The organism is Yersinia canariae (assembly GCF_009831415.1).
Lineage (GTDB): Bacteria > Pseudomonadota > Gammaproteobacteria > Enterobacterales > Enterobacteriaceae > Yersinia > Yersinia canariae.
Window position 1 is genome coordinate 3,691,652 of record NZ_CP043727.1, and the last position, 24,990, is coordinate 3,716,641.

The following is a 24,990-nucleotide window of genomic DNA, read 5'->3' on the forward strand; positions in this document are numbered from 1 at the left end:
GAGTAAAAGAAAGGCAAAAGAATCGGGCCAATGGCTGAATAATCCAGCAATAACCCTATAATTTATAATTATTTAATTTCTCAACTTGCTATACCCAATCGATTTCAACCTGACGGGTATAAATAGAAATAGCATGAGTTGATGAAGCATGACTAGTCGTGAACAGAGTTATAACTAGCATGATAAGCAATTTCCCCTTATTTTTGCTGATAACCTAATGAAATAAGAAATAAATTCGCGACATCGCTGATAATAAAAATATGTTTGAGAATGTTACGGACATCATTCTGACTCCCGCGATTCATATGAGAGCCGCCAACACCGCAGTGGTTTCAAATAGGCAGAGGGTGGGTGGCAAACCACTCCACCAAGAAATCCAACATCGCCCTTAATGTGGCCGGCATTTGTCGGCGTGAAGTATAAATGCCATAAATCCCCATCGCCTGTGGCTGATAATCCGGCAATAATCTTATTAACTCTCCATTGGCGATATAAGGTGCTGCTGAGTAACTGGGTTGCAAAGTGATACCGGCCCCTTCTAATGCACCACTGAGCAAAACGACCGACTCATTGGCGCTTAGATTTCCCCCTACTGCAACAGATGATTTAACGCCTTGCTGCTCAAAGTGCCATAAACTTTTGCCAAAATAGGAGTATGTCAGGCAGTTGTGAATGGCCAAATCTTGTGGGTATTTTGGTATTCCCTTGGCGGATAGATAACCTGGCGAGGCACAAACAACGGAATGACAAGTAGAAAGCCGGCGAGCAATTAAGTTTGGGTCTAAATCATTAGTAATGCGCAATGCCAAATCAATGCGCTCTTCCACCAAATTGACCGCTCGATTATTCATTTGTAAATCTACCGCGACCAAAGGATGACGGCGCAAATAGTCCGCGACAGCAATCACCAATGCACTTTGTCCGAGAGATTGAGAACAACTGAGACGCAACAAACCTCGCAATTCATCATTTTCCTGACCCTCAATTAAATCCATATCCTTAGCAAATTCAAGCATATGCCGACAACGTGCAAGAGTCGCCTCGCCAGCATGGGTCAGACTCAATTTTCGCGTTGTCCGATGTAATAAACGTGCCCCGGCCCATTGCTCCATCTCGGCCAAATAACGGGTCACCATTGCCCGCGACATCTCCAAGGCCTCTGCGGCGGCAATCATACTGCCCCGCTCAACAATGGCGACAAAAACCTCAGCTGCGGTGATCCTATCCATGATTAGCTCGATTTAAGCAACAAATAATTGCCTATTATCGGGTTTTTCTATCGATATAAGCAATCTATTATCTAGCCCATACCCAGTCACTCACAGGAAAATGAACATGCTAAATAAAACTCTATTACCAATGGCCTTTGCTGGCCTAACAGCTTTCGCTGCCATATCAACAGCTAATGCTGCTGAACAGCTCAAAATGGAAGTCTATAACCCCGGAGAAAAAAGCATCTTCCCTGTTTCCTCTGAAATTATCAGTGGTAAAACGGAAGTAGCCCTGATCGATGCGCAATTTCAGCGCAATGATGCCGAAGAGTTGGTGAAAATAATTCAGCAAAGCGGTAAAAAACTGACCACGATTTATATCAGCCAAGCAGACCCTGATTTCTATTTCGGTCTGGATGTTATTACCAAGGCATTCCCACAAGCCAAAGTGATCGCAACACCGCAAACCATTGAAGAAATTAAAGCAACCAAAGACGGGAAAATGGCCTATTGGGGGCCAATTTTGAAAGAAAATGCCCCGTCACAAATTATTGTGCCGCAAGCGCTGCAAGGTAATAGTTTCACTGTCGACGAGGAAAAAATTAATGTCGAGGGTTTAGATGGGCCATCACCAGAAAAAACCTTTGTCTGGATCCCATCATTAAAAGCAGTTGTCGGGGGAGTTGCCGTTTCAGGTAATATTCATTTATGGGTTGCGGATACTCAGACCTCCGAGTCACGCCAAAACTGGCTGACAACACTGGAGAAAATCAAAGCATTAAAACCGGTCACTGTTGTTCCGGGGCATTATCTTGATAACGCACCACAAACATTGGAATCAGTCACCTTTACTCAACGCTATTTGACGACGTTAAATGCGGAAATTCCTAAAGCAAAAGACTCTGCAGAACTGATTGGCGCAATGAAAAAACATTATCCTGAGCTGAAAGATGAATCTAGCCTGGAATTAAGCGCTAAGGTGCTTAAAAACGAAATGAAATGGCCGCAATAAAAACTATTAATACTAATCGTCACTAAATTTTTACGTCAGAAAAGATAATTGAGGAAGATACAATGACCGCCACAAAGTTACATTACATTTTTGATCCACTGTGTGGCTGGTGCTACGGTGCTGCGCCACTGGTACAAGCTGCACAAAATATTCCTAATCTTGTGCTGGTATTACACGGCGGCGGAATGATGTCTGGGGCGAATCGTCGCCAGATAGATAGCCAATGGCGTGGTTATGTTATGCCTCATGACCAGCGTATTGCCCAACTTACTGGGCAAATTTTTGGTGACGATTATTTTAATAATTTACTGAATGATACTTCGGCAATAATGGATTCCACTCCGCCTATTGCTGCTATCCTGGCCGCTGACAAACTTACAGGCCAAGGTGCAGAAATGCTTCATCGCATCCAACATGCCCATTATGTCGAAGGGCAACGTATAGCGGATACGCCGGTATTAACGGCGCTGGCTACGGAAATTGGGCTAGACCGCGACTCATTTATTAATGGCTACAATATAGCGCTGGCAATATCCAGCCAGCATATTGCTGAAAGCCGTGCATTACTGGCTAAAGTACACGGGCACGGTTTCCCCACATTTGCATTAGAAGACGAACAGGGGAAAATAACTCCCCTACCGGCAAGCGAATATTATGGAAACCCGTCTGACTGGCGTGAATGGCTAAAAAATATTATCTCACATTAAAAACTCACCACGGCCTCGTCATTAATATGTTGAGGAGGCCGTACTGTAGCGGGTAAACAAAAGCGGGCTACAGATTGATTAAGCTGAAATATTTGCTGTTGTAAAACTTCAGAGGCGCGGGTGGATTGGTCGACTAATTCAGCATTCAACCTTGTTACCTCATTAATCATGCCCACCCGCTCAGTGATATCTTCAATTCCTTTACTTTGCTCATGTGATGCGGCCGATATTTCGGCCATCAAATCAGTCACTTTTATGACCGCATCAATGATAGCGCGTAAATTATCACCAGATCGCCCTACCAGACCAGCTCCAGCCGAGATGTATTTTGACGAGTTATCAATAAGCCGCTTAATATTTAGCGCTGAGTTGCCACTCTGATGCGCCAGCATCCCGACTTCCCGTGCAACCACAGAGAACCCGCGCCCGTGTTCCCCTGCATGGGCGGCTTCAATCGCAGCATTTAACGCCAGAATATTGGTCTGAAAAGCCACCGATTCAATTAAAGTGATAATTTCAGCTATCTGCTGAGAGCCCTCGGAAATATCAGTCATCGAACTCACCACACTAGACATCATATCCCCGCCCTGACTGGCGATATTTTTGGCTTCATTCGCCAAATGATTCGCCTGGCCTGCACTCATTGAATTCTGCTTTACGCGCTCGGTAAGTTGATGCATGTTTAATGTTGTGGCGGCCAATGACTGTGTTTGCGATTGTGTTTGCTCAGAAATACGATGACTATCTGCGGCTATTTGATTCACACCAGACAAGATAATATCGACACCTCCACGCACCTGACTAACCAATGCCACTAATCCTTGCTGCATTTGATATATGCTATCAGCCAATTGCCGAACCTCCCGGCTCGTAAAAGCGCTATGCTCAATCTGGCGAGATAAATCACCTGCCGCAATAACATGAATTTGGGAAATAAGATAATTGAGTGGCCTAATAACCCAGCGAGTCACACCTAACCAGACAGAGCAAGCAAGACATAATAAAATAGCCAAAGCTATAATAACGGCCTGCTTTGCCGAAGACAGTGAAGAAAGTAATTGGCTATCCATAACTGCGCGATTATTTTCGCTATCCTGCAAATAGCTGTAATATTTTTCGGTAAAATCACTTTGAAAACCCTGGATAGGGACTTCAAAGAAAACATCAATATTGTTATTTTTGACCAGCCCTTGCCCAAGTTCCATTAAGCCCTGATACAACTGCTGATAACTTTCCTTCAGAGCAATAAATTCCGGTCGTTCATCATGAGCAGAAAGCAGTAACAACTGACGGTAATCGTTCTGTGACTGCTGCATAGATTGCATCGCTTCACTCAAAAGGCTATGCCAACTCCCTTCAGATCCAGTCTCTTTGTCCTCCATATAATAGATTCCGGCCCGATTGAGTTTATCGCTGGCAATTAATAATTCCATTCTGGCACGATCCATTAATACTTCTTGCTGATGGCTGTGGTGTGTTTTCTCAATATTGCCTTTTGTATTATCTAATATATGAGATAAATACCCTATAGAAATAAATTGTAGTAAAGAGAAAAGGCTAATAACCAAAATAAGACCCGATAAGATGCCAAACTTCCCATTGGTAAATGAACTTATATATTTAACACCAGGCATAAATCTCATAACAAAACAGCCAGCACGAGATAACATTATTTTCACACTTAGCGATGATTGATATATCAATATTACTCGTCAAACATGACAGAAATATTTCAATAAATAGAATGATATACTCATCTGTCAATGCGAGACAGTAAACGTAGACTATTAACAGGATGCCCCTGAGATTGTTCCGTCAAAAGAGTATTATCGCTCAATCGGTAAAAAATAGGATAGCTTACCGCATAAGGCGTATTTAAGAAGTCATACAAATAACGGTCTTTACCGCCGTCAATAGATAAAGATAATACTTTACCAATGAAAATATTCTTCTTAGCGTCTACTACATTAAAAATAATATTACGCCTGGCTTTGATATTGTCATTTTCATCATATACATCTGCGGATGAGCTTATTTTTCGTTTCATCACGCTAACTCTTGAATGGACATGATAAATCTCCTGTTCATGTTTAAAATCATAATTAACCTCCCAGTACCCCTCTATATCTTTCATTGGATGAATATAAGCATAAACCCTTCCAAGCTCATACCCCCCTCCTGCCCCCAGAAAAATACCTAAGCACAATATTTTCGTTATTTTTTTTCGCATGCTAGTACCCCATACTGGTATTTACAGGCAATATATTCACCATTTTTTTGTTTCTTTAAAAAAACATAAGGATCTTTATTATAGGCATTTAAAAAACCCTTATCGCTAGCCTCATTTAAACCAACTAATATCGGTAGTTTTTTAACACTAATAATATTAACCTGATAGCTGTAATAAGTTATATAGAATGACACCAATAAAAAAAGACAAGAAATTATAAAAATAGAAATCCTCCCTAAAACAGGAATGGGAACTGAGGGTAATTTAATAAGGTTATCTTCAAAATCACCTAGGAGATTGATATTAGGCAGCAGCGGACTTGTTGATGACCCCTTAGCAATAAATTCAGGTTTAATACCAATACAATATCCTTTCTTGGGGATTGTAATAACTAACTCATGATCTTTGTCATCAAGAGCATTGCGCAAATTACTAATGGTTTGTGTTAACGTATTATCGGTAACATAACTTCCCTCCCATACTTTCTCCTCAATATCCTCACGAGAAAGAGCAACCGGATAGTGAGAGCATAGCAAGGACAATAATTCTGATTCTTTATTTCTTATCTTGACTATCCCATCCCCTTTACTAAGAGTTCTTTTGAGTGGAGTAAAAATAATATTTCCTATAATTATTTCATTCATTCCATTTCTCACACTTAAAAGTATAACTTGAGAAAATAACAGAAATAATAGAGATAACAACATTAGGTCTTAACTCAAGGAGATAAGAAAACAAAAAATAAGAATTACAACCAAAATTTAAAAGAAAATAAAAAACTCAACAATAAAGTCTATCAAGAAAACTCAATGAGTAATAAAAACAAACATTAAATGAAAAGTAAAAAATCAGCAAAGAAATTAACATGATAAATAAACAACCATAGTTTGTATGAAATTACAGCCACTCAACTTCATTACGGAATAACTCATGAATAAATGAGAAAAAACAAAACACCATAATCTTTGATAGTGGCTACAACAGTCATTATTAAAAAAATAAATTGATATATTTACCAATAAAAAGATATCCAACCCCAGCAAGAGAAATATAAGGACCAAAAGCTATATAATCAGTTTTCTTATTAAATGAACAATTGATAATAATATATGCAATGATCCCAAAAAAAGAAGAAAGCAAAACCAAATAAGGAATGGCAGTTATGCCAAACCAAGCGCCTAAGGCTGCCATTAACTTAAAGTCACCATATCCCATCCCATCAATATTCTTGAGTAATTTAAACATAACGTAAGGGAACCATAAGAATATATATCCCGCTGCTGCTCCCATGACTGAAAGTGACAACGACGAAAAGGTATTATTTATATTAAGAATAAGCCCACACCACAGTAATGATAATGTAATACAATCAGGGAGAAGATAATGCTCAAGATCAATAAAAGTCAGAACAATAAGAGCCCAAACCAATAATAAACTACAAAAAATCAAGTAAGTATCTTTTACAAAAAAAACAGTAACCAAAGTTAAAATAGCTGTCAATAACTCTACAAAAATATATCTAGGATTTATTTTCTGATGACAACATTTAGTCATACCACGCAAAAATAACCAACCGAACACAGGAATGTTATATCTAAGCGGTAAATCGCGATAACAATCTGGACAAAAAGATTTTGGAAAACATAAATTAAATCTATTTTTAAAAATATTTTGTTTTTTATGACTCATTCTACTTTGAGGTACAGTATCAAAAATCATAATAGGAAGACGATAAATAATAACATTTAAAAAACTTCCAACACAGAGCCCAAGTACAGAATAAAATAAAAAGTGAGTTAAGTAATCTATATTATAAATCATTATTATATATACCTTGCTATAGTTTCCTAAGAATGATTATATTGCCGCTGATATAATCGCTGTCTTTGATGAAATTTATATCGACATGACTGACTTCAATACTTGCGATCTGTGATAGTGCAAAGACAACATTAATAAATAGAGTAAAATCCGCGTTTTCAACGCGAACTAAAATAGAGTCACGCGACAAGTCACTAATTTCAAACTCAGGAAAATGCTCACTAAACAATATTAACAAAGTGCTATTAACACTTTCACTATAAGGATGACCAACACTATGGTTAGAATGTTTTTTCATTTGATACATATCGGCAAAAGATGAATGATTCATAATTTTATTTTTTAGTGAAAAGTATTCCTCTGATAGTTTTTTATTTTCAAATAAATTAAACAAAATAAATCCAGAAAAGATAGCAGTCATAACCAAGACAAAGACTACTTTAAAGTCTCTAAATACAAAATAAGGAGATATTCTTTTAGAATTCATAATAAGTATTTAAATATAATATTTCTTGTTCCGTCATCGTTAATTGTTTCATCAACATTTAGATACTGTTTTTCTTCACTTATAACATTTAACCCCATGCCATTCTCATCCGATTTATTTATATTAAAACTAATTTCACTCTGTTCATTATCAAAAGAAATACTATTTATAACGATATTCAGATCACCTACAAGCAAATGTGTAGCGTGCAATAATCTAATGAAGTCAGGTTTAATAACACTATAACCTCGATAATCAACTTTATCATTAATACTCTCATTATCCATAGACTGCTGTAGTAGTGGGTATTGAACATGGATATCTTGTAAAGATTCATTTAGCATATGAATATCTCGTAATATATTATTTTTATCAACCCAAGAATTAAAAAAAATAACTATCGATAATAAAAAAAACAAGTTAACCGTTCTAAAAAATGAAAAGGTTTTAATCATCTGTTTATCATGTCGATGATATCGCCCACTTAATAAATTAGCACTATTATTATCAATGTTATCGGCCATAATGCGTAACACATCGCAATAATCTGCTGAATGGGCGTTTTCCTCTCTACTATTAATAGAAATAAATATATTTTCATCACCAGAAAAATAGGATGATAAACATAGGCTATCAAATATATCATCCCTGAGTACAAATCCTGATTCTCCACTATCTCTTATTAACCATTCATTATTCAGCTTAATAGAAAAGTATTTATCACCGTCAAATGGCAGTGTTAATACATCTGGTATCATAACGTTTGTATATATACCGACATCCTTTAGCCACCCCAACCAAAGATTCATTAATTTATGTTCAATTGCTGTTATATAACAAAAAAAATCGTCCGATTTTAATACCACAATATGAAAATCGTCTATATTACTTACAATGGTAGGCTCAATAGAAAATGCTATAGAAGATTCTTTATTTAAAATTTTTTTACTTATTAACTTAATCCTCCTAAAAATAACAAAACTCGATGAAACTAGAACCGTCACATTATAATTAAAAAATGAAGAAAGACTTTTCAACTCAGAATAGTTATTTATACGGCCACATTGTTTATTTTTTCTCTCCCCTGTGATCGAATACCAATAGACGGGGTCACTTATGTCACTACCAAGCCTAATAATCAGTGTTCCCAGGGGGGGACTACTTTTATTCATTAAAGCTAAACCTCCGCCGCAACACAGTGATATCTTTTCCTTTCACATGGAAAAGACTTGTCAATTGGTAATCCTCACCTTCCATACCCAATTTAAAAACAGATATAAAGTAGTACTCATCATGCGTGAAATATAAAATCCTATTTTCTAGTAATTTATTTATCATATCGGTATCAACGAATGAACTCTTCAGAAGAAAATCTAAGAAAGACTCAACAGTTACCCACCCTTTATCAGGTTTAGATAGTAATATTTTAGAAGTATCACTTTCATTGATCTCATTCATGAGAACCGCTTGTATTAACTTACTATGTTTATCTTCAAGCATATTTATATTAATTAGTAATGTATTATCGATTCTGGAACAAAACAGCGGTGCTATTTGTAAAAAAACCTCATCTCCAATATTGAGTGACTTATCAATTGAATTATTCAGTTGTAGATAGTTTTCTAAAGAATGATGCTCATGAGCCATACTCCCGAGGATAGAATCGGCCGGAGAAGAATGAGCGAAATTTGTTATGATTTTATTGAGTACTGATGAAGTTATATTGTTTAGCTGTAAGATGTATTTTAACACTAGCCAAGGATAGAGTGCATTATTATCAATATTTGTCGAGTAATAATTAATAGTATTTATATTAAAACAATTGGTCATATCAATTAATCTATAACTTATCTCTTTGTTATTTAGCATGATAATATTCTGAGAGTTTATAAACAGATCTGAAAATCCGACTAAATATTCTTGAGTTGAGTATTTTTTAAAGTAAAAATTTGAAAAAAAATCTTCTGCACCTAGTAATAGGTGTTTTTCAAATTGTCTTTTTTTGCTATTTCCAACCAAAAAAATGGTCTCGGATAGATAAAAATAAGTGGTAGAAAGCATTATACTCATCAGCAAAATGGTAGATAAAACAAGTAACAAAGCAATACCCCGTTGTTGCACTATCTCATCCTTAATTAAATAGTATAATTTAATAAAATGAAAACCTTTCTTACTACTCCGATATTTTCCAGCGAAATAACCAACTCAACGCCCTCAGGTAGATAGGCTGACTCATTCCACTCCTTTAACCATCTATTTTTATGATAGACTTGGATATGAAATGCCGTAACACCATCAATAACTTTAGAAATCTTAGGTTGTTTTTTATTTATTCCATACGACAGCTTTTCTAAACTATTATTTCTTAATCTATACCCTAGTGTTTGTGATCGAGAATAATAATTAGTATTAGTGCTAATGTCGCATAAAAATAAAATACCAAAATCATCACTTTCCAAGAGAGACTTACCTATTTTAACTCCACTATTCAGTATATTATTATCTTGTGGGTCAGAGTATATAATAGCATGCGAAATATCCTGCTCTAGTATATCAAAAACTCTTTGCAATCTATTCATTTGTTTTAATTTTTTATTAACTATAACACTTCCTTTACTGGTAACCATGATGGATTGGTAAACAGTTAAACTTATCAAAGTAAAAATCATCAGAGCCAATAGAACCTCCAATAATGTAAAACCTCGGATAAATTTTTTATTCATCAATGACACGGTATCCTTCAAGGATAAATTCAGGAGCATTACTATTTTCGTGGCTATGGACTTCAACCGTAATAATTCCAATGGACTTAATTATTTTTTCTCGTGATTGCCAATACCATATTTTATTACTAATAAAATCACTACCCTGTAGCCAATTTTCAGTTTGTTCTACCTTTGTCAGATTAATTTCTACTAAGACATTATCTGCTACCCAAGAGGCCATTATTTTATTTTCTAGTGTTTTCACACGTATAAGTTGTTCACTCATAATGGCCATAATACCTATGCCAACAATAGAAAAAATGGCCATTGCGAGTATAGACTCTAATAATGTAAAACCCGTGCAATATCGCAAATTGATACCTATTTATAATTCAATAAAATCTCATAAGTTATTAGTTATTAGTTATTAGTTATTAGTTATTGAACTCTCAACTAAAGATGTGGACCAATTTCCTATATCATCGTCAGTCCCTACTTCTCTATCAGGCCCGGTAGAGAATATATCAATCTCTTCATGTCGACCAGGGTTATTCATTTGATAAGAGTTCCCCCATGGATCTTTTGGTAATCGTTTAATATAACCGCTCTTAGGATATATTCGAGGCAGTGGTAAATCTATCGGCTTCACAACTAATGAAATAAGGCCTTGTAACTCAGTTGGATAATAACCATTATCCAATTTGTACATATCTAATGTGTTCTCTATAGCAGCAATATCGCTTAATGCCTTTTGCTGGTCAGCTCTATTCTTATTGGACATCACACTGGGGATTGTCAGGCTAGCAAGCAAACCTAATATGATAATAACCACCATCATTTCTAATAATGTAAAACCATACGATTTTATATTTACCATGGTTATCCTTAGATGAAAATCAAAGAATTAGATCATTCATTTCCAATATTGGTTGAAATATTGCCAAAACAATAAAGAATATAAACCCCGCCATAAATAGCATTATTATAGGCTCTAGCAATATTATAAATATATTTATCTGATCAACTATATCTTGCTCTAGCATGCCTGTTATTTTCTCCAAAATAATATCTAATTTGCCACTGCGTTCACCGGATGCGATCATATGTGAAATCATAGGAGAAAAGACATGGCTATTAGCCAAAGACACTGACAGACTCCCTCCTTCGCTAACTAGTTTAAGAGCACACTCTAGTTGTTGTTTAATATATAAATTAGTCACTACGCCACCACTAATTTCCATTGTTTTGATCAAACTTACACCATTTGAATTTAAAATAGCCATCATCCTCAAGTATCGAGATATATTTAACTTAAATAGTGTATTTCCTAATATTGGTAACTTTAAGTAATAATACTCGAACAGTATATTTATCTTTTTCATCTTAGATATACCGTACCCTCCCATAAACAACACAGCAAAACCTGCAATAATAAATAGAATATTATCCTCAAGCCAATAGCTACTTACCATAAGAATACGTGTGGATAATGGTAGCGTTTTATCATAAGAAACAAACTGTTCAATTATATTTGGAATTATTACAGATAAAAGTATACCGATAAGACCGATAGATATTATAATTAAAATTATCGGATATATTAATGCCTGAGCTATTTTATTTTTTATCTTATATACTTGCTCAATATGATCGGCAAGATTAGATAAAACCTCACTTAAGTTCCCCGAGAGTTCACCAGCCGCAATCATGGATCTGTAGAGAGAATTAAAAACTGTTGGGAATTGCGAGAGTGAATCAGAAAGTGAATAGCCTTCAAGGATTTTTTTTCTTACCTCATGAATCACACTATTGACATGACTCTTCTCACTTTGTTTCTCAATTAACTCTAACGCCTCATTCAGAGGGATTGCCGCATTGACTAAAATAGACAATTGTCTGGTAATTAAAATAAGATCTATATGACTTGTTTTTTTTAAAACCTTTATAAATCTGGCGTATGAACTTACATGTTTAATCTTTACACTTAATAAATACAGTTTTCTTTGATAAATAATATGTCTGGCTGTTAATAAATTTTCAGCCTCAACATTGCCTTTTACCTTCCCCCCTTTAGCATCGATGGCCGTATAATTAAATACAGGCATACTTATCCTCTAAGCTTACTCTCATTACTTCCTCTATTGTTGTAAGGCCCACCATCACTTTATCAATCCCATCTTGCTCTATGCTACGCATATATCCCTTAGCTAAGATAGTTAAATCAAGTTCACTTTTTCCTTTATAAATACCCTCCCGAAAATTATTATCAATAATCAGTATTTCATGCAAGGCTATCCGCCCACGATAGCCTACTTTATTACATATGTTACAACCGACAGAATGAAACCCGTATCCTTCCTCCGCTATTTCTTCATTAATACAAAATTCTTGTAAAATATCTTGTCGATGGAAACATTGCTGCCGGCATCCAGTACATAATCGGCGAACCAGCCGCTGGGAGAGTACCGCCAACAATGAACTTGATAACATGAATGGCTCAACCCCCATATCTTTGAGTCTGGTTACAGCACCAATAGCACTATTAGCATGTAATGTTGATAAAACTAAATGTCCTGTTAAAGAAGCTTGTACTGCTATTTGTGCAGTTTCTACATCTCGAATTTCACCGATAAGAATAACATCAGGATCTTGGCGCAATATTGCTCTCAGACTACGCGAAAACGTCATATCAATCTTCGTATTAACCTGAGTCTGGGAGATTCCCTCTATATCAAACTCAATGGGATCCTCCACTGTCATAATATTTCTTTCACTTGCATTTATTCCCATTAAAGCAGCATACAGTGTGGTGCTTTTGCCCGCCCCTGTGGGCCCAACAATCAATATAATGCCATGAGGTTTAAGGACTAATGACTTCATTAAATGACAGTTTTTTTGTGACATCCCTAAAGAGTCTAGATCTAGTTTAAGACTGTTCTTATCCAATAGCCGCATGACCACACGCTCACCATGATTCACTGGCAGTACTGAAACTCGCACATCCAAAGCTTTCCCAGCCAAACTTAGTGCAATGCGACCATCCTGTGGGATCCTTTTCTCAGCAATATCTAACTTTGCCATGATTTTAATCCGCGACACTAATAATAACGCCACCCGCCGTTGTAGTTCTAATATGTTTTTTAATACACCATCAATACGAAATCGTATAATAATCTTCTCTTCGAAAGATTCTATATGTATATCTGATGCCAACTCCTTAATTGCCTCAGCTAAAATTGTATTGATTAATTTTATTACGGGCGCTTCATTATCACTATCGAGTAAGTCCCCGCTAACGGGAAACTCACTATTAAATGAGTAAATAGCTATTTCTTCACTTATAGAATTCATTATTTTATGTGATTGCACAGAGCTATTTTGATATACAGTTGTAAGACTATTTTCAAACTCAGTATCAGTGACGAAATGAAGCCCAACAGGCCTATTCCCGACTCTGTTACCTTCAAGTATTGCCTCAAGAGAAGCTGACTTACGGCAGATGAGCTGATAGCCATGCTCAACGGGTGATAATATTACACCATTATCCTTTGCCCAACTAAATTTTAATGGTAGTGATTCTGCTTTATCTCGGCTCATGATTTACTCCCACCATCGCATAGAACTTTACTATGTCATTTTTAAGTTCATTAAAAACGTCATAGTTTATTTTATTTGACACTATTCCAATTGGACGTCTTATATCTGTATTAACAGAATGTAGGTTACTATGTTCTGTGTATTTATTTGCAGTTACTTGACTATAGTCACTTGTCTCTCTCAGTATCGTTGGCCTAATAAAGAGAATCAGATTGCTTTTTTCAATCTTTTCTTTACTTTGCCTAAATAATCCACCGATCAAAGGTATGTCCCCTAAGAATGGAACCTTATTTATTACCTTATTAAGTTTTTTATCTAGCAATCCGCCCACGACTACAGTTTCTCCGCTTTTAACCAATACTGCATTATTAACAACCCGCTTATTAAAAACTGATCCTAGGTTATTAGCATTAACATCAGAATTATCAGCTACACTTGATACTTCTTGTCGAATTTCCAGCAGGACTGAATCACCTTTATTTATCTGTGGCTTGACCTTCAACATGACACCCACAGATTGTCTTGAAATCGAGTTATAGACTTTGTCTGTTGCCGTTGTTTGCGACGAGGTCAATACAGGAACCTCTTGCCCGACATTAAATTCAGCCTCCATATTATCCAATGTAACAATACTCGGAGTTGCTAGAATATTATTATTTGAATTGGTAGCTAATGCAGTAAAAAGACCATTCCAATTTCCTTTATAAAAGCCCGAAGTTAATCCGGAGATCGCCAGTGGTATAGAGTCTCCAATATTATTATTCTCGTTTCTACTCTCTGATTTATTGAGAAAATTAACTCCGCCGTGAAATTTATTAGCCCATTGAATACCAAGATTGAGACCCTCTCCATTCTGGGTTTCAACTATAATTGCTTCCACCAACACTTGGGCACGTCTTATATCCAGTTTTTCAATAACCTGATCTAATTCTTTCATTAGCCGGGGATGGGCAGTAATGACTAAAGCATTTGTTTGGTCGTATGCCTTAATGGACATATTCGTGATGTTATTCTTCCCTGTCATTTTCCCAGGTTTATTGCTTTGGACTCCGAGACTGACACCATTCAAGACATCCAATAACTTTGATGCCTGAGCATATTTCATATAAATAACTTTAGTACTTCCATCACTGTCTTGTTGATGGTCAAGCTTCTTTATTATTTGCAGCGCTCTTTTTCTGACATGGTGCTCACCACTGATTAAAATTGAATTTGTTCGTTCATCTGCAATTACGTGTCCAACATTCAATGACTCTGATTTGGCCGTCATATTTACTGGATTTATGACTTGATTGACTAATTTAATAATATCTGCCGCAACTGCATGATTCAGTTGATAGAGTTCAACTTCGCTATCTCCCGGCTGGTCTAATGTACTAATTATAGTATATAAGCGATTGACTACTGCTGCGCGCCCTGTAATTAATATTACATTTGAGGGGTCATAATGAATAATACTGCCCGACTCTGAATTATCATTGAGCTGACGAAGTAACGGCGCCAGTTTTTTAGCTAATATATGTTTAAGTTTAAATACACGATTAATAAGTTCGTCGCCATGGGTTTCACCTTCATTCTTTTGCAGAGGAGCAACCGAACTTTTTGCGCGTTTTGCGGGTATAACCTTTAAGATATTATTGGGCATTTCAACTACTGTATAGCCATAGACATCAAGTACATTTAAAAAGAATTGATAGTATTTTTCTTCGTCTAACTGCTCATAGCTACGAACACTGACTAGCCCTTGAACTTTAGGATCTATAATTATAGTTTTATTGATGTTTTTACTTACAGTATGGATAAATTCTTTTATATTAACGTCTCTAAAAGAGACAGAAAAAGTTGCATTATTACCATATGACTTCATAGGCAAGGTGGTCGCTAGAATTATCACTCCAAATAAATAAATATAAAAACGCTTAAATATCATAAAAGAAGGAGCAAATTCAATATACTTTATTAAGATTTTATTATTGCAATGCATAACAACCCCTTTATGGAGAACTTAGGGTATGATTATTATAATATCACCAAGGAGTAGTATGATTTATCCTCTTTAATTATAATTTTATCCTTTAATATTCTCACTATAGTAATATTAGTATCACTCTCTATTTCGTCATGAATTAAATATAACCTTTGTTTACCGTTAACTTCTATAATTGCAATCGATTTATCGCTCTCAGAATATACTAATACACCGACCAACTTCAAACCACCGGTATAGATTGGTGAATTTATAATGTCGACATCTTCCTTCTTTACATTTTTTAACTCTTTATCTCTTCTTTTAAATAGGTCACTGTTTTTAATTTCATTAGTCATTTTAGTATTATTGATCAAAGTATAACTTTCTACGCTTTCACCTTCATATAGTTGTGGAGGGGTTCTTTTCTGTGAGTTCATTACTGTTTGAATAAAAACATTAACTTGATAGAGGATACATAATATTATAATAATATCCAGTATATATCCTCTTCCATTAACTAATCTTTGATAGGGTGTTATGACTATTCGATTAAAAAGTGATAACACCCTGACCTCTCTCTTATTCACAATACATTCAGTATATATCAGAATAATAAATTATCTATTTCTAATAACCAATAAACCTATCACTCATTTTATTAGACACCATCGAATTCAGTATCCCAGAATCTAATCTAAGACCATATCTGTTAATGGTTTTGACGATCCCGTCGGGAATACCTGCATTCTTCAAATGTACTCTAAATTTATGTATCAATTGATGATAATTATTATCAGAAATGCTTTTATGATTTTCATACCAGACAACCTTAATAATGTCTTGTTTCCTATTTACATCATTAAATAAACACATAACCAATCTCTTTTGTTTTTCATTAATATCTATAGTTAATTTCTTAGAGTGGAAATGTATTTTGTTCATACAGCAATCCAGTGATATCTCTTTTTCATAATCAATCACCCCTTTTCCATTAATATCAATGAACTTACTACCAGAAACAACAGAGACTGTATCAACATACATAAATAACCCCTACAAATATATTCACTCAGTTAATATAAATAAATCACACTGCACATGTGATAAGAGAACTAGTGATTAGCATTGCATTTACTTAATGAATAAAACCAATTAAATTATATTTTTTGATTATATTTAATGTATTAAAATTAATTTTAATGTAAAAACACACTCCCAATCCGGGTATAACGAAAAAAGCGATAGTGTATGATGATAAAATTAAACATAACATTACCAACCATATTCAAATAGCCCAGACCAATGAGAGATGGCATTTACATTTAGAATATTTATATCTTGCTATATTCATCTCGAAAACCACAGGTAATCACTGAGTTAACTTACAATAATAATTAAAAAATTCAAGAAATAAATATCATTTAATAATATCAAATCAAGTTATTTACTATTGACACATAATAATAACATTGCATGTTATCTTTATCTATAATTCTTATTTATTGGTTGTCTGGCTAGCATAATCATTAAATAACTTAAACATACCCATTATTCTATATGGGTTTTTCTATCTTATCGTGCAAGCTTTGCTTTAATCATATAACCATAAAATTTAATCACCACCAAGCATCTTATATCAATAAAAAAGATCACAGGATAAATAAATTAATATTAACACGTAAATGAATTTCTGATATTCCCCTTGATACAACGCAAGGGGAATAGTAAAACACGAGTTATTACATGAAGAACTCGACTTCACCACCATTTAGGTTATACATACTACCGATTATTTTTACTTTCCCTTCTTTCTCTAATTTATTAATTATTTCACTATTTTTTCGGATCTCTTCGATAGTATGCTTCACATTATTCTTCGCAACAGCATCAACATACTTTTCATTCTTGCTACTCTTCTCACCATCAAACTGAGTTGCCTCAATCGCAGGCTTAATTTTATTCAGTAGGCCAGTCAAATTACCAAGCTCAACATGATCAATTGCACCCTTGATAGCGCCGCAAGCTGTATGTCCCATCACCACAATGACTTTTGCTCCCGCAGCTGCGCAAGCAAATTCCAGACTACCTAATAAATCATCATTAGAAATGTTGCCGGCAATCCTAGCATTGAATGTTTCACCAATTCCTGTGTCCAGAACAATTTCAGCAGGTGCTCGGGAATCAATACAACTCAGAATAACTGCGGCCGGGAATTGTCCATCAGCGCTACTTCGCTTTTGCGCCAGATAATCGTGTTGCTGCATTTTTCCTGAAACGAATCTTTTATTACCTTGCTTCAATCCTTCCACTATCTGATCTGGGGTTAATTTATTCCGCTCTTCTTGTGTTAGGGAGGCAGCATATGATATTTGAGGTAGCCCTAGTCCAATCCCGCCTATAACACCCGCGGCGGTAATGCCTAAAGCTGCTTTTAGCACGTTCCGTCGGCTACTGGGATGGCTATCTTCTGAACAACAACCCGTTAGCTTACTCATACTCTCTCCTTGAAACTATTGTTGTTATTTTCGATACTGCATACTTAATGAGCAGCCTATTAAATGTAGTACATCCCATTTGTTTTACGCGATGGCCGATGTAGAGATTGTGAAAAATCAATCTATGCTCAAATTTCTTATCATTCGCGTTATATACCGCGATGAAGCTCTTGATGATGGTCTCTCATCCATTGCGCCAATGAGTCCAGTGTTGGCTGCAATGTTTTTCCTAACAGGGTAATTTCATATTCAACCCGTGGTGGCACTTCGGCATAAACCTTGCGATGCACCAAACCACGTTGCTCAAAGGCTCGCAGTTGCCGGGTAAGCTCTTTTTGGGTAATAGGGGCAATTGCCCGCTGTAGCTCACCAAATCGGATGGGGGCAGCAGTCACAATCAAACGATAGAGAATTGGAATTGCCCACTTCCCAGCAATAAGTTCAACAAATTGCACCATCGGGCATTTTTCTTCGGCAATGTCATTGTCGAGTACCAATTTATTTTTAGGTGTGAGGGGCTGATAGGCTGTCATTAGATTCCTGTTGCATCATTAGTATCAAATTGGTACCTACTATACTTTAGATACTTTTGTATTAAAAATGGTCTTCCACTGCTATTAATTGGATGACTCACCATGAATCGTTTAAAAGATAAATATGCGCTGATTACAGGAGGTACCAGCGGTATCGGCCTGGAAACGGCACGTCAGTTTCTTGCCGAGGGGGCGACTGTTGCGATAACGGGCCGAAATGAAGCGGCATTACAAGCGGTACATGCCGAACTCGGGGGCCTCGTTTTGCTAATCAAGAGTGATGCCAGCAATGTCACTGATCAATCTCAACTGGCTGTTAAGTTAGCTAAAAACTGGCCACGTCTGGATATTGTCTATATCAATGCTGGTGATGTTACACACAATCCCATAGAGGAATGGGATGAAACCAGTTTTGAGCGAGTTCTATCAACCAATCTGAAAGGCCCTTTTTTTCTGCTGCAATCATTATTACCCCTGCTGGCTAACCCCGCATCTATCATTCTTTGCGGTTCGGCCAGTGTCCATATTGGTTTGCCTCAAAGTAGTGTCTATGCTGCCAGCAAAGCGGGGTTGCTCTCTCTTGCCAGAACTTTGTCCGGAGAGTGGGCCGAAAGAGGGATTCGGGTCAATGGGTTAAGTCCGGGGCCAACGCAAACTCCCGCACTACAAAAACTGGGCTTATCGGGCAGTGAAGAAGAAAAGCTAACTGAGCAAATCCGCCAACTGGTGCCGATTAAAAGAATGGGGACACCGGCTGAAATTGCTCATGCGGCGGTATTTCTGGCTTCGGATGAATCGAGTTTTGTCGTGGGAACGGAGTTTCGTGTTGATGGGGGAGTTAGCAGCCTTTAGCGACAAATTATTGTCAATAAATTAGTCACTTACTGAACATATTGTCTTCAAAATAAATTAGGTGCAGATTGAGAGTATTATTTAATATGGCACACTAAAATGAGGCGATATGATGAAGGCCGCAATCGTTAAGACGTTGGGAGAGGCCCCTGTCTTGGGGCAATTTTCTGAGCCACTGATCCTGTCGGGTGAAACAGTGGTGAATGTGACTATGGCGGGTATCAAACAACTTGATCGCGCCATTGTTAGAGGAACTCATTATTCAAGTCCGAAAATACTGCCCATCATTCCGGGCACCGATGGCATTGGTTTTCTAGCGGACGGCTCGCGCGTTTATTTTGCTTCATTCCGCCAACCTTTTGGCGCGATGGCTGAAAGAGCGGCTGCATCCTGGTATGTGCCAGTACCGACCGAAGTTGATGATGCGACGGCAGCAGCGTTGATTAACCCCGCGTTAGCTGCATGGTTGCCCCTTGACTGGCGAGCTAAAATCGAACCGGGTGAGACCGTGCTAATTCTGGGGGCCACCGGAACGTCAGGCAAACTGGCTATTGCCGCCGCACGACATTTTGGTGCAGGCCGGATTGTCGCCGCGGGTAGGCGTCAGGAAGTACTAGCAACTCTGGGGGCTGATGCCACGGTAGACCTGACATTACAGGGGGCGGAACTCACAGAGGCCTTTGCCCAAGCAGCCGGGCCAGCGGGCTATCATGTGATTGTGGATTATATTTGGGGGCCAGCGACCGAAGCACTTTTTGCCGCACTGACTCGCCATGATTTGACGTCTCATGCCAATGAATCAGGCCGTAGCATCCGCTTAGTGAATGTTGGCTCAATGGCCTCTCCGACACTACAACTGCCCTCCGCCGTTTTACGCAGTGCCGATCTGCAAATTCTGGGCAGTGGTACCGGGAATTTCCCACCGATTCCTGAATTAAAGCGGATCGTGACTGATATTTTCAGCCTTGCTGCGCAACAAAAACTGATTATCGAGACACAGACTCATAAGTTGGAAGAAATATCTGAAGTCTGGAATATGAATAAAAACAGTGATGTACGCTCTGTACTGTCCATCAAATAAGGTCTAACACGGGTTGAGCAATTATGCGCATCAACCCGTGTTAGTCACGCTAAGATGCTTGAACAAAACGGTCAAGTTGCCGGCGTAGTTGGCTGTTTTCTTTCTTTAACTGCTCAATTCTCTCCAGCAGAGTCAACGTCATGGCGACACCAGACCAGTCCAAATCCAGCTCATTTTGCAAGCGCCGGGCACGTTTAAGGCAGTTCAATGCATCCGCATCAAATATCCAAACCGTATCTGTCGGCTCTAATGGCACAATCACACCCAGCCCGACGACCTCGACCAATTCATCCTGCATGATCCCCGTTGACTGGCATAATTCAGTCACGGTGTAAGTGATTTCTATTTCAGCCATAATCTGTTACTCCCATCCAGTCCGAGGATTAAATGCCGCCTGCTCTGACAGTTGTTGCCACAGCGCCCGCGTTTTCTCGTCTGGTTTCGGTGGCATGACCACTTTGAGGATTGCGTACAGATCGCCCGTTCCCTTTTTACTGACCAGACCTTTGCCTTTAATGCGCAAGCGCTGGCCACTTTGGCTCCCCGCCGGGATAGTTAAGGCAATTTTCCCTGTCAGTGTCGGTATCTCAACACTGGCACCCAATGCCGCTTCCCATGGAGCTAACGGCACCACTATTTGTAAATTCTGACCATCAATATCAAACAACGGGTGTGGTGCAATGCGAATAATTAGGAACAAATCGCCATTAGCTCCCCCCGCGATACCGGGAGCCCCTTGCCCTTTAAGACGGATGCGTTCGCCATCACCCACACCCGCCGGTATTTTAACTTTTAGTGTCTTAGAGGTTTCAGCACCAGAGAAACCAGATGCATCAATAGTCGGTATCTTGTAAGAGATTGAGCGGGTCTGCTCAGTTAACGTTTCTTCTAAAAAGATGGGAAGTTCCATCTCAAGATCCTGCCCGCGCACCCCATGAGAGGCTCGATGAGATGAGTGTTGCGCTGAAGCACCGCGCTGACCAAAGAAAGACTCGAAAAAATCTGAGAAGTCATGCGCGCCACCGTCAGTGCTACTGTGCCACTGCTGACTACCGCTATTGTAGGCCGCTTGCTGTCGACCAAACTGGGGGTCATTACGGTGTAATCTTAATTCGTCATATTCAGCACGTTTTTCAGCATCTTTTAATACTTCGTAAGCCTCGGCAACTTCTTTAAACTTACTTTCAGCATCAGCTTCAGAACTCACATCGGGGTGGTACTTACGGGCCAGCCTGCGATAGGCTGTTTTTATCTCTTTTAGGGAAGCCGTGGGTTCAACACCCATGACGGCATAATAATCTTTAAATTCCATGCGGTAATATCCTTAAATTCAATGTTCGATTAGGTATATCCCCACCAGACTTAGATAAAACCTATTTATGTCTATTTTCAATTTTTTCAACCCCAGCAAGTGGGTAAACCTAACAGTAAACTATAGCGCTAACTGTCTATTTGTGGGCTAGCAGTGTCTATTTGTATAAAATGACATATTCATTCTTAAGCATTACAAATCATACAACTGATCGGTAGACTTGCTGGCCGCAGGCGAGGTTCTTTTCTGATTAACCTGTTTCACCGACGAACGGACCACTAACTTCCCCTGTAAAAGGGTATTGCTGAAGGGGGCATCGGGTCGCAATAAACGCCGTTGCAATAGCTGAATAGCCTCAGCCCCCAATTCATCACGCGGGACATGTACCGCCGTCAGCGCAATATCATGAATTTCTGCCAAATTAAAACCATCCATACTCATGACTGAAATACTCTCTGGCACGTTTATATTCAATTTATTCAGCGCATTAACGGCCCCCACCGCCATATAATCGCCACCCGCCAAAATAGCCGTGGGCAATTGGCGGCTATCTTCACAGCCAGTAATAAAGGCGGTAATTGCCAGCTCGGCTTCCTCTGCACCAAAACCATGAGTGGTCACCAGATGTTGGTTATCGTCAAAATGCATATTATTGCTGGCGAATGCTTCTTTAATTCCCACCAATCGTAATTCCATGGTGTTACGCCGTAAGCATTGCAATGTTAAAATACGCCGATGCCCTTGCTGTATCAGATAGTTGGCAGAAAATTCGCCGATCAATTGATGGTCAGGGGAAACACTATCCAGTGACATTTCTTTGTCGCGGCAGTTAATTAATACTGACGGTTTATGCACTCCAGCCGCCAATGTATGAATGCGAGGATCGTCGATGCCAATGATAATGGCCGCTTCCGTCTGAGGATTGGTCATTTTTTCCAGAAACAGAGAAATATCGCTGTGAGTTTCGGATAAACCGCAGTAGCGAATCATCACTTCATGTTGGCTGACTGCTTCAGTTATTCCCTGAATGACTTTGTAATAAAAAATATCGGTTCGCACATCAAAGGCTCGGTGCGGCGCAAATACCATAATGTTATTTAGCATTAATCGGCCGCTAGATAAATTTTGCAAAATTCCCTGTGACTGCGCATAAGCCATGACCCGCTGTTTTGCCTTCGCGCTGGTATTCGCTTTACCGGCTAATACTCTGGATACTGTGCTAATTGAAAGGCCAGTCTGATTAGCTATTTCCTGTATTTTTAGCTTTCCATTCATTTTGTGATCTCTCTCAAATTAGCAAATGAAAAAATTTTCATAGCCGATCATTAGCTTATTTAGGGCGCTGAAAATGATAAATGCTGAATTATCACTCAGCTTATGAAAATTTTTTCAAAAAAAGGCGTATTAAAGCCAATTTAAGCTAGTTACCTTGTTTTGGTAAACCAATTTTAAAAACTTATCAGTCCGGTTATTGTGGATTAAAAATAAAAATACTAACAATATCAATTAAGTATATTTTATCCGATGATTTTAGTGTGAGCGAAATCACATTAAAACTCAGCATAATCTTAATAACCCAAAATAGATCTTACCAAAACAATAAGTTGGTCGGGGTAATTTGCTACCGACTAACACCAGGAGGCTGGGATGAGTGTTGAGATTAATCAATCCGCAAAGGTTGTCGGGCGACGGAAAATAAAATCATTACGCTGGTGGATGCTGGCGCTATTTCTGCTTGGGGTCACAGTTAACTATATTACGCGTAACTCTCTGGGTATTTTGGCCCCTGAGTTAAAAACCAGTTTGAATATGACCACTGAACAATATTCATGGATAGTGGCATCATTCCAATTGGCTTATACCGTATTTCAGCCGCTCTGCGGTTGGTTGATAGATGTTATCGGTTTAAAAATGGGGTTCCTGATTTGCGCCAGTGTTTGGGCGGTGGTGTGTATGATGCATGCCGGAGCGGGCACCTGGTTCCAATTAGCCGTGTTGCGCTTCTTTATGGGCAGTGCGGAAGCGGCGGCAACACCGGCAAACGCCAAAGCCATTTCCGATTGGTTCCCGAAAAAAGAGCGCCCAATTGCGGCGGGTTGGGCTGGCGTGGGCTTTTCTATCGGCGCGATGTTAGCACCACCGATTATCGTGCTGGCCCATGTGGCTCTCGGCTGGCAAGGTGCATTCCTCTTCTCTGGCGCCTTAGCCATGGTGTGGGTGCTGTTATGGTGGCGTTTTTACCATTCACCGGATACTCACCCCAATCTGAGTAAAGAAGAGTTTGAACTGATTCATCAGGATAATGAGCCAGTGTTACCACGCTTACCATTCCTTAAATCGTTAGCCATCCTCAGTAAAAATAAGAAATTCTACGGCATTGCCATCCCCGCTTTCTTGGCGGAGCCAGCTTGGGCCGTGTTTAGCTTCTGGGTTCCGCTATATTTGGCGACCGAGCGCGGGATGGATTTAAAACAAATCGCCATGTTTGCCTGGCTGCCCTTCCTTGCGGCAGATATCGGGAGTGTTGCCAGTGGCTACTTAACCAAACTTTATCAGAAATGGTTCGGTTGCAGCCGTATTAACTCCGTAGTGGCCAGTTCGGTTACTGGTGCCTTCATGATGGTTTCGCTGGCCTTCGTGGCCGTCACCAAAGACCCGTATCTGGCGATTGCATTAATTTCCATTGGTGGTTTCGGCCATCAGGTTATTTCCTGCATGCTTAGCGCCTTAGTCGTTGACTCCTTTGATAAAAACCAAGTGGCTACCGTCAACGGGCTACGCGGTTCTTCCGCCTGGATAGCCAGTTTCCTATTTACATTATTGATAGGAGCCGTGTCCGACACCATCGGCTTTAACCCGCTATTTATCGCCATGGGCTTCTTCGATTTGATTGGTGCCGTGTTCCTGGTTGCCTTGTTTACTGAGCGCCGTAATAAAAACCAACCGGCTGCCTAATGCTATGCCCTTTAAGAGATGAG

At 38.5% G+C, this 24,990-nt stretch carries 26 protein-coding genes; 5 read left to right on the forward strand and 21 right to left on the reverse strand.

Annotated elements, in window-relative coordinates; all coding sequences use genetic code 11:
• Positions 1-332 precede the first annotated feature (332 nt).
• On the reverse strand, positions 333-1,229 hold the full coding sequence (locus tag F0T03_RS16995) for a LysR family transcriptional regulator (RefSeq protein ID WP_159679624.1): 897 nt from the start codon (positions 1,227-1,229) through the stop codon (positions 333-335).
• Between the two features lie 106 nt (positions 1,230-1,335).
• Between F0T03_RS16995 and F0T03_RS17000 the strand changes: the two genes are divergently transcribed.
• Together F0T03_RS17000 and F0T03_RS17005 are read left to right on the forward strand one after the other, a co-directional pair.
• Entirely contained in the window at positions 1,336-2,223 is an 888-nt protein-coding gene (locus tag F0T03_RS17000) for an MBL fold metallo-hydrolase (protein ID WP_159679626.1), read from the forward strand.
• 62 nt (positions 2,224-2,285) lie between these two features.
• Positions 2,286-2,930, forward strand: a complete 645-nt coding sequence (locus F0T03_RS17005) for a DsbA family protein (protein ID WP_159679628.1) — start codon at positions 2,286-2,288, stop codon at positions 2,928-2,930.
• Here the strand turns inward: F0T03_RS17005 and F0T03_RS17010 are convergent.
• The 17 genes from F0T03_RS17010 to F0T03_RS17090 all read right to left on the reverse strand — a co-directional run bounded on the left by F0T03_RS17010 (position 2,927) and on the right by F0T03_RS17090 (position 18,767).
• Positions 2,927-4,573 (reverse strand): methyl-accepting chemotaxis protein, encoded by a 1,647-nt coding sequence (locus F0T03_RS17010; protein WP_246169905.1) that lies wholly within the window; start codon positions 4,571-4,573, stop codon positions 2,927-2,929. The genes F0T03_RS17005 and F0T03_RS17010 overlap by 4 nt on opposite strands.
• Before the next feature lie 110 nt (positions 4,574-4,683).
• The gene (locus F0T03_RS17015) at positions 4,684-5,160 is read right to left on the reverse strand and encodes a hypothetical protein (protein ID WP_145556003.1); all 477 of its coding nucleotides are present in this window, start codon (positions 5,158-5,160) and stop codon (positions 4,684-4,686) included.
• The gene (locus tag F0T03_RS17020) at positions 5,145-5,804 is read right to left on the reverse strand and encodes a winged helix-turn-helix domain-containing protein (RefSeq protein ID WP_159679630.1); all 660 of its coding nucleotides are present in this window, start codon (positions 5,802-5,804) and stop codon (positions 5,145-5,147) included. The genes F0T03_RS17015 and F0T03_RS17020 overlap by 16 nt, the downstream gene beginning before the upstream one ends.
• Before the next feature lie 346 nt (positions 5,805-6,150).
• Positions 6,151-6,981, reverse strand: coding sequence for a prepilin peptidase (locus F0T03_RS17025; protein WP_159679632.1), 831 nt, complete (start codon positions 6,979-6,981; stop codon positions 6,151-6,153).
• A gap of 16 nt (positions 6,982-6,997) precedes the next feature.
• Positions 6,998-7,468 carry a hypothetical protein gene (locus F0T03_RS17030; RefSeq protein WP_159679634.1) on the reverse strand — a complete coding sequence of 157 codons (471 nt, stop codon included), beginning with the start codon at positions 7,466-7,468 and terminating at the stop codon, positions 6,998-7,000.
• Complete coding sequence (gene gspL, locus F0T03_RS17035) at positions 7,465-8,640, reverse strand: type II secretion system protein GspL (RefSeq protein ID WP_159679636.1); 1,176 nt, start codon at positions 8,638-8,640, stop codon at positions 7,465-7,467. The genes F0T03_RS17030 and gspL overlap by 4 nt, the downstream gene beginning before the upstream one ends.
• Entirely contained in the window at positions 8,633-9,589 is a 957-nt protein-coding gene (locus tag F0T03_RS17040) for a type II secretion system protein GspK (RefSeq protein WP_162526971.1), read from the reverse strand. Before F0T03_RS17040 ends, gspL begins: the two co-directional genes overlap by 8 nt.
• A 14-nt stretch (positions 9,590-9,603) precedes the next feature.
• Complete coding sequence (gene gspJ, locus F0T03_RS17045) at positions 9,604-10,191, reverse strand: type II secretion system minor pseudopilin GspJ (RefSeq protein WP_159679638.1); 588 nt, start codon at positions 10,189-10,191, stop codon at positions 9,604-9,606.
• Positions 10,184-10,546: a type II secretion system minor pseudopilin GspI gene (gene gspI / locus F0T03_RS17050; protein WP_162526972.1), complete on the reverse strand. Its 363-nt coding sequence runs from the start codon at positions 10,544-10,546 to the stop codon at positions 10,184-10,186. Before gspI ends, gspJ begins: the two co-directional genes overlap by 8 nt.
• A gap of 54 nt (positions 10,547-10,600) precedes the next feature.
• Entirely contained in the window at positions 10,601-11,050 is a 450-nt protein-coding gene (gene gspG, locus F0T03_RS17055; RefSeq protein WP_159679642.1) for a type II secretion system major pseudopilin GspG, read from the reverse strand.
• A 19-nt stretch (positions 11,051-11,069) separates the two neighbouring features.
• Positions 11,070-12,278, reverse strand: coding sequence for a type II secretion system F family protein (locus F0T03_RS17060; RefSeq protein WP_159679644.1), 1,209 nt, complete (start codon positions 12,276-12,278; stop codon positions 11,070-11,072).
• A complete protein-coding gene (gspE, locus tag F0T03_RS17065) occupies positions 12,265-13,770 on the reverse strand; it encodes a type II secretion system ATPase GspE (protein ID WP_159679646.1) in 1,506 nt (501 codons plus the stop codon). The genes F0T03_RS17060 and gspE overlap by 14 nt, the downstream gene beginning before the upstream one ends.
• Positions 13,757-15,637 carry a type II secretion system secretin GspD gene (gspD, locus tag F0T03_RS17070; protein WP_246169972.1) on the reverse strand — a complete coding sequence of 627 codons (1,881 nt, stop codon included), beginning with the start codon at positions 15,635-15,637 and terminating at the stop codon, positions 13,757-13,759. The genes gspE and gspD overlap by 14 nt, the downstream gene beginning before the upstream one ends.
• Before the next feature lie 152 nt (positions 15,638-15,789).
• A complete protein-coding gene (locus tag F0T03_RS17075; protein WP_246169906.1) occupies positions 15,790-16,326 on the reverse strand; it encodes a type II secretion system protein N in 537 nt (178 codons plus the stop codon).
• Positions 16,327-16,366: 40 nt separating this feature from the next.
• The gene (locus F0T03_RS17080) at positions 16,367-16,783 is read right to left on the reverse strand and encodes a winged helix-turn-helix domain-containing protein (RefSeq protein ID WP_145562852.1); all 417 of its coding nucleotides are present in this window, start codon (positions 16,781-16,783) and stop codon (positions 16,367-16,369) included.
• Between the two features lie 695 nt (positions 16,784-17,478).
• Positions 17,479-18,234, reverse strand: coding sequence for a carbonic anhydrase (locus F0T03_RS17085; protein ID WP_145556801.1), 756 nt, complete (start codon positions 18,232-18,234; stop codon positions 17,479-17,481).
• Between the two features lie 149 nt (positions 18,235-18,383).
• Positions 18,384-18,767 (reverse strand): winged helix-turn-helix transcriptional regulator, encoded by a 384-nt coding sequence (locus F0T03_RS17090; RefSeq protein ID WP_145556802.1) that lies wholly within the window; start codon positions 18,765-18,767, stop codon positions 18,384-18,386.
• Positions 18,768-18,869: 102 nt separating this feature from the next.
• Here F0T03_RS17090 and F0T03_RS17095 point away from each other — a divergent pair, with 102 nt between their 5' ends.
• Positions 18,870-19,619: an SDR family oxidoreductase gene (locus tag F0T03_RS17095; RefSeq protein WP_159679649.1), complete on the forward strand. Its 750-nt coding sequence runs from the start codon at positions 18,870-18,872 to the stop codon at positions 19,617-19,619.
• Positions 19,620-19,731: 112 nt separating this feature from the next.
• A complete protein-coding gene (locus tag F0T03_RS17100) occupies positions 19,732-20,700 on the forward strand; it encodes a quinone oxidoreductase family protein (protein ID WP_159680960.1) in 969 nt (322 codons plus the stop codon).
• Positions 20,701-20,749: 49 nt separating this feature from the next.
• Here the strand turns inward: F0T03_RS17100 and cbpM are convergent, their stop codons facing one another.
• The 3 genes from cbpM to F0T03_RS17115 all read right to left on the reverse strand — a co-directional run bounded on the left by cbpM (position 20,750) and on the right by F0T03_RS17115 (position 23,287).
• Positions 20,750-21,055 carry a chaperone modulator CbpM gene (gene cbpM, locus F0T03_RS17105; RefSeq protein ID WP_145556824.1) on the reverse strand — a complete coding sequence of 102 codons (306 nt, stop codon included), beginning with the start codon at positions 21,053-21,055 and terminating at the stop codon, positions 20,750-20,752.
• Positions 21,056-21,061: 6 nt separating this feature from the next.
• Positions 21,062-22,012: a curved DNA-binding protein gene (gene cbpA / locus F0T03_RS17110; protein WP_145556825.1), complete on the reverse strand. Its 951-nt coding sequence runs from the start codon at positions 22,010-22,012 to the stop codon at positions 21,062-21,064.
• Between the two features lie 192 nt (positions 22,013-22,204).
• The gene (locus tag F0T03_RS17115; RefSeq protein ID WP_145562850.1) at positions 22,205-23,287 is read right to left on the reverse strand and encodes a LacI family DNA-binding transcriptional regulator; all 1,083 of its coding nucleotides are present in this window, start codon (positions 23,285-23,287) and stop codon (positions 22,205-22,207) included.
• 372 nt (positions 23,288-23,659) lie between these two features.
• Here F0T03_RS17115 and F0T03_RS17120 point away from each other — a divergent pair, with 372 nt between their 5' ends.
• Positions 23,660-24,967, forward strand: coding sequence for an MFS transporter (locus F0T03_RS17120; RefSeq protein ID WP_159679651.1), 1,308 nt, complete (start codon positions 23,660-23,662; stop codon positions 24,965-24,967).
• Positions 24,968-24,990 lie beyond the last annotated feature (23 nt).

Coding starts and splice junctions, on each gene's coding strand:
- cbpA (WP_145556825.1), bottom strand. CDS start 22,012: ATGGAATTTAAAGATTATTATGCCGTCATGGGTGTTGAACCCACGGCT.
- F0T03_RS17060 (WP_159679644.1), bottom strand. CDS start 12,278: ATGCCTGTATTTAATTATACGGCCATCGATGCTAAAGGGGGGAAGGTA.
- gspL (WP_159679636.1), bottom strand. CDS start 8,640: ATGAATAAAAGTAGTCCCCCCCTGGGAACACTGATTATTAGGCTTGGT.
- F0T03_RS17015 (WP_145556003.1), bottom strand. CDS start 5,160: ATGCGAAAAAAAATAACGAAAATATTGTGCTTAGGTATTTTTCTGGGG.
- gspJ (WP_159679638.1), bottom strand. CDS start 10,191: ATGAATAAAAAATTTATCCGAGGTTTTACATTATTGGAGGTTCTATTG.
- gspD (WP_246169972.1), bottom strand. CDS start 15,637: ATGAAGTCATATGGTAATAATGCAACTTTTTCTGTCTCTTTTAGAGAC.
- F0T03_RS16995 (WP_159679624.1), bottom strand. CDS start 1,229: ATGGATAGGATCACCGCAGCTGAGGTTTTTGTCGCCATTGTTGAGCGG.
- F0T03_RS17010 (WP_246169905.1), bottom strand. CDS start 4,573: ATGAGATTTATGCCTGGTGTTAAATATATAAGTTCATTTACCAATGGG.
- F0T03_RS17020 (WP_159679630.1), bottom strand. CDS start 5,804: ATGAATGAAATAATTATAGGAAATATTATTTTTACTCCACTCAAAAGA.
- F0T03_RS17095 (WP_159679649.1), top strand. CDS start 18,870: ATGAATCGTTTAAAAGATAAATATGCGCTGATTACAGGAGGTACCAGC.
- F0T03_RS17120 (WP_159679651.1), top strand. CDS start 23,660: ATGAGTGTTGAGATTAATCAATCCGCAAAGGTTGTCGGGCGACGGAAA.
- gspG (WP_159679642.1), bottom strand. CDS start 11,050: ATGGTAAATATAAAATCGTATGGTTTTACATTATTAGAAATGATGGTG.
- F0T03_RS17000 (WP_159679626.1), top strand. CDS start 1,336: ATGCTAAATAAAACTCTATTACCAATGGCCTTTGCTGGCCTAACAGCT.
- F0T03_RS17085 (WP_145556801.1), bottom strand. CDS start 18,234: ATGAGTAAGCTAACGGGTTGTTGTTCAGAAGATAGCCATCCCAGTAGC.
- F0T03_RS17080 (WP_145562852.1), bottom strand. CDS start 16,783: ATGTATGTTGATACAGTCTCTGTTGTTTCTGGTAGTAAGTTCATTGAT.
- F0T03_RS17005 (WP_159679628.1), top strand. CDS start 2,286: ATGACCGCCACAAAGTTACATTACATTTTTGATCCACTGTGTGGCTGG.
- cbpM (WP_145556824.1), bottom strand. CDS start 21,055: ATGGCTGAAATAGAAATCACTTACACCGTGACTGAATTATGCCAGTCA.
- F0T03_RS17025 (WP_159679632.1), bottom strand. CDS start 6,981: ATGATTTATAATATAGATTACTTAACTCACTTTTTATTTTATTCTGTA.
- F0T03_RS17115 (WP_145562850.1), bottom strand. CDS start 23,287: ATGAATGGAAAGCTAAAAATACAGGAAATAGCTAATCAGACTGGCCTT.
- gspE (WP_159679646.1), bottom strand. CDS start 13,770: ATGAGCCGAGATAAAGCAGAATCACTACCATTAAAATTTAGTTGGGCA.
- F0T03_RS17100 (WP_159680960.1), top strand. CDS start 19,732: ATGAAGGCCGCAATCGTTAAGACGTTGGGAGAGGCCCCTGTCTTGGGG.
- F0T03_RS17030 (WP_159679634.1), bottom strand. CDS start 7,468: ATGAATTCTAAAAGAATATCTCCTTATTTTGTATTTAGAGACTTTAAA.
- F0T03_RS17090 (WP_145556802.1), bottom strand. CDS start 18,767: ATGACAGCCTATCAGCCCCTCACACCTAAAAATAAATTGGTACTCGAC.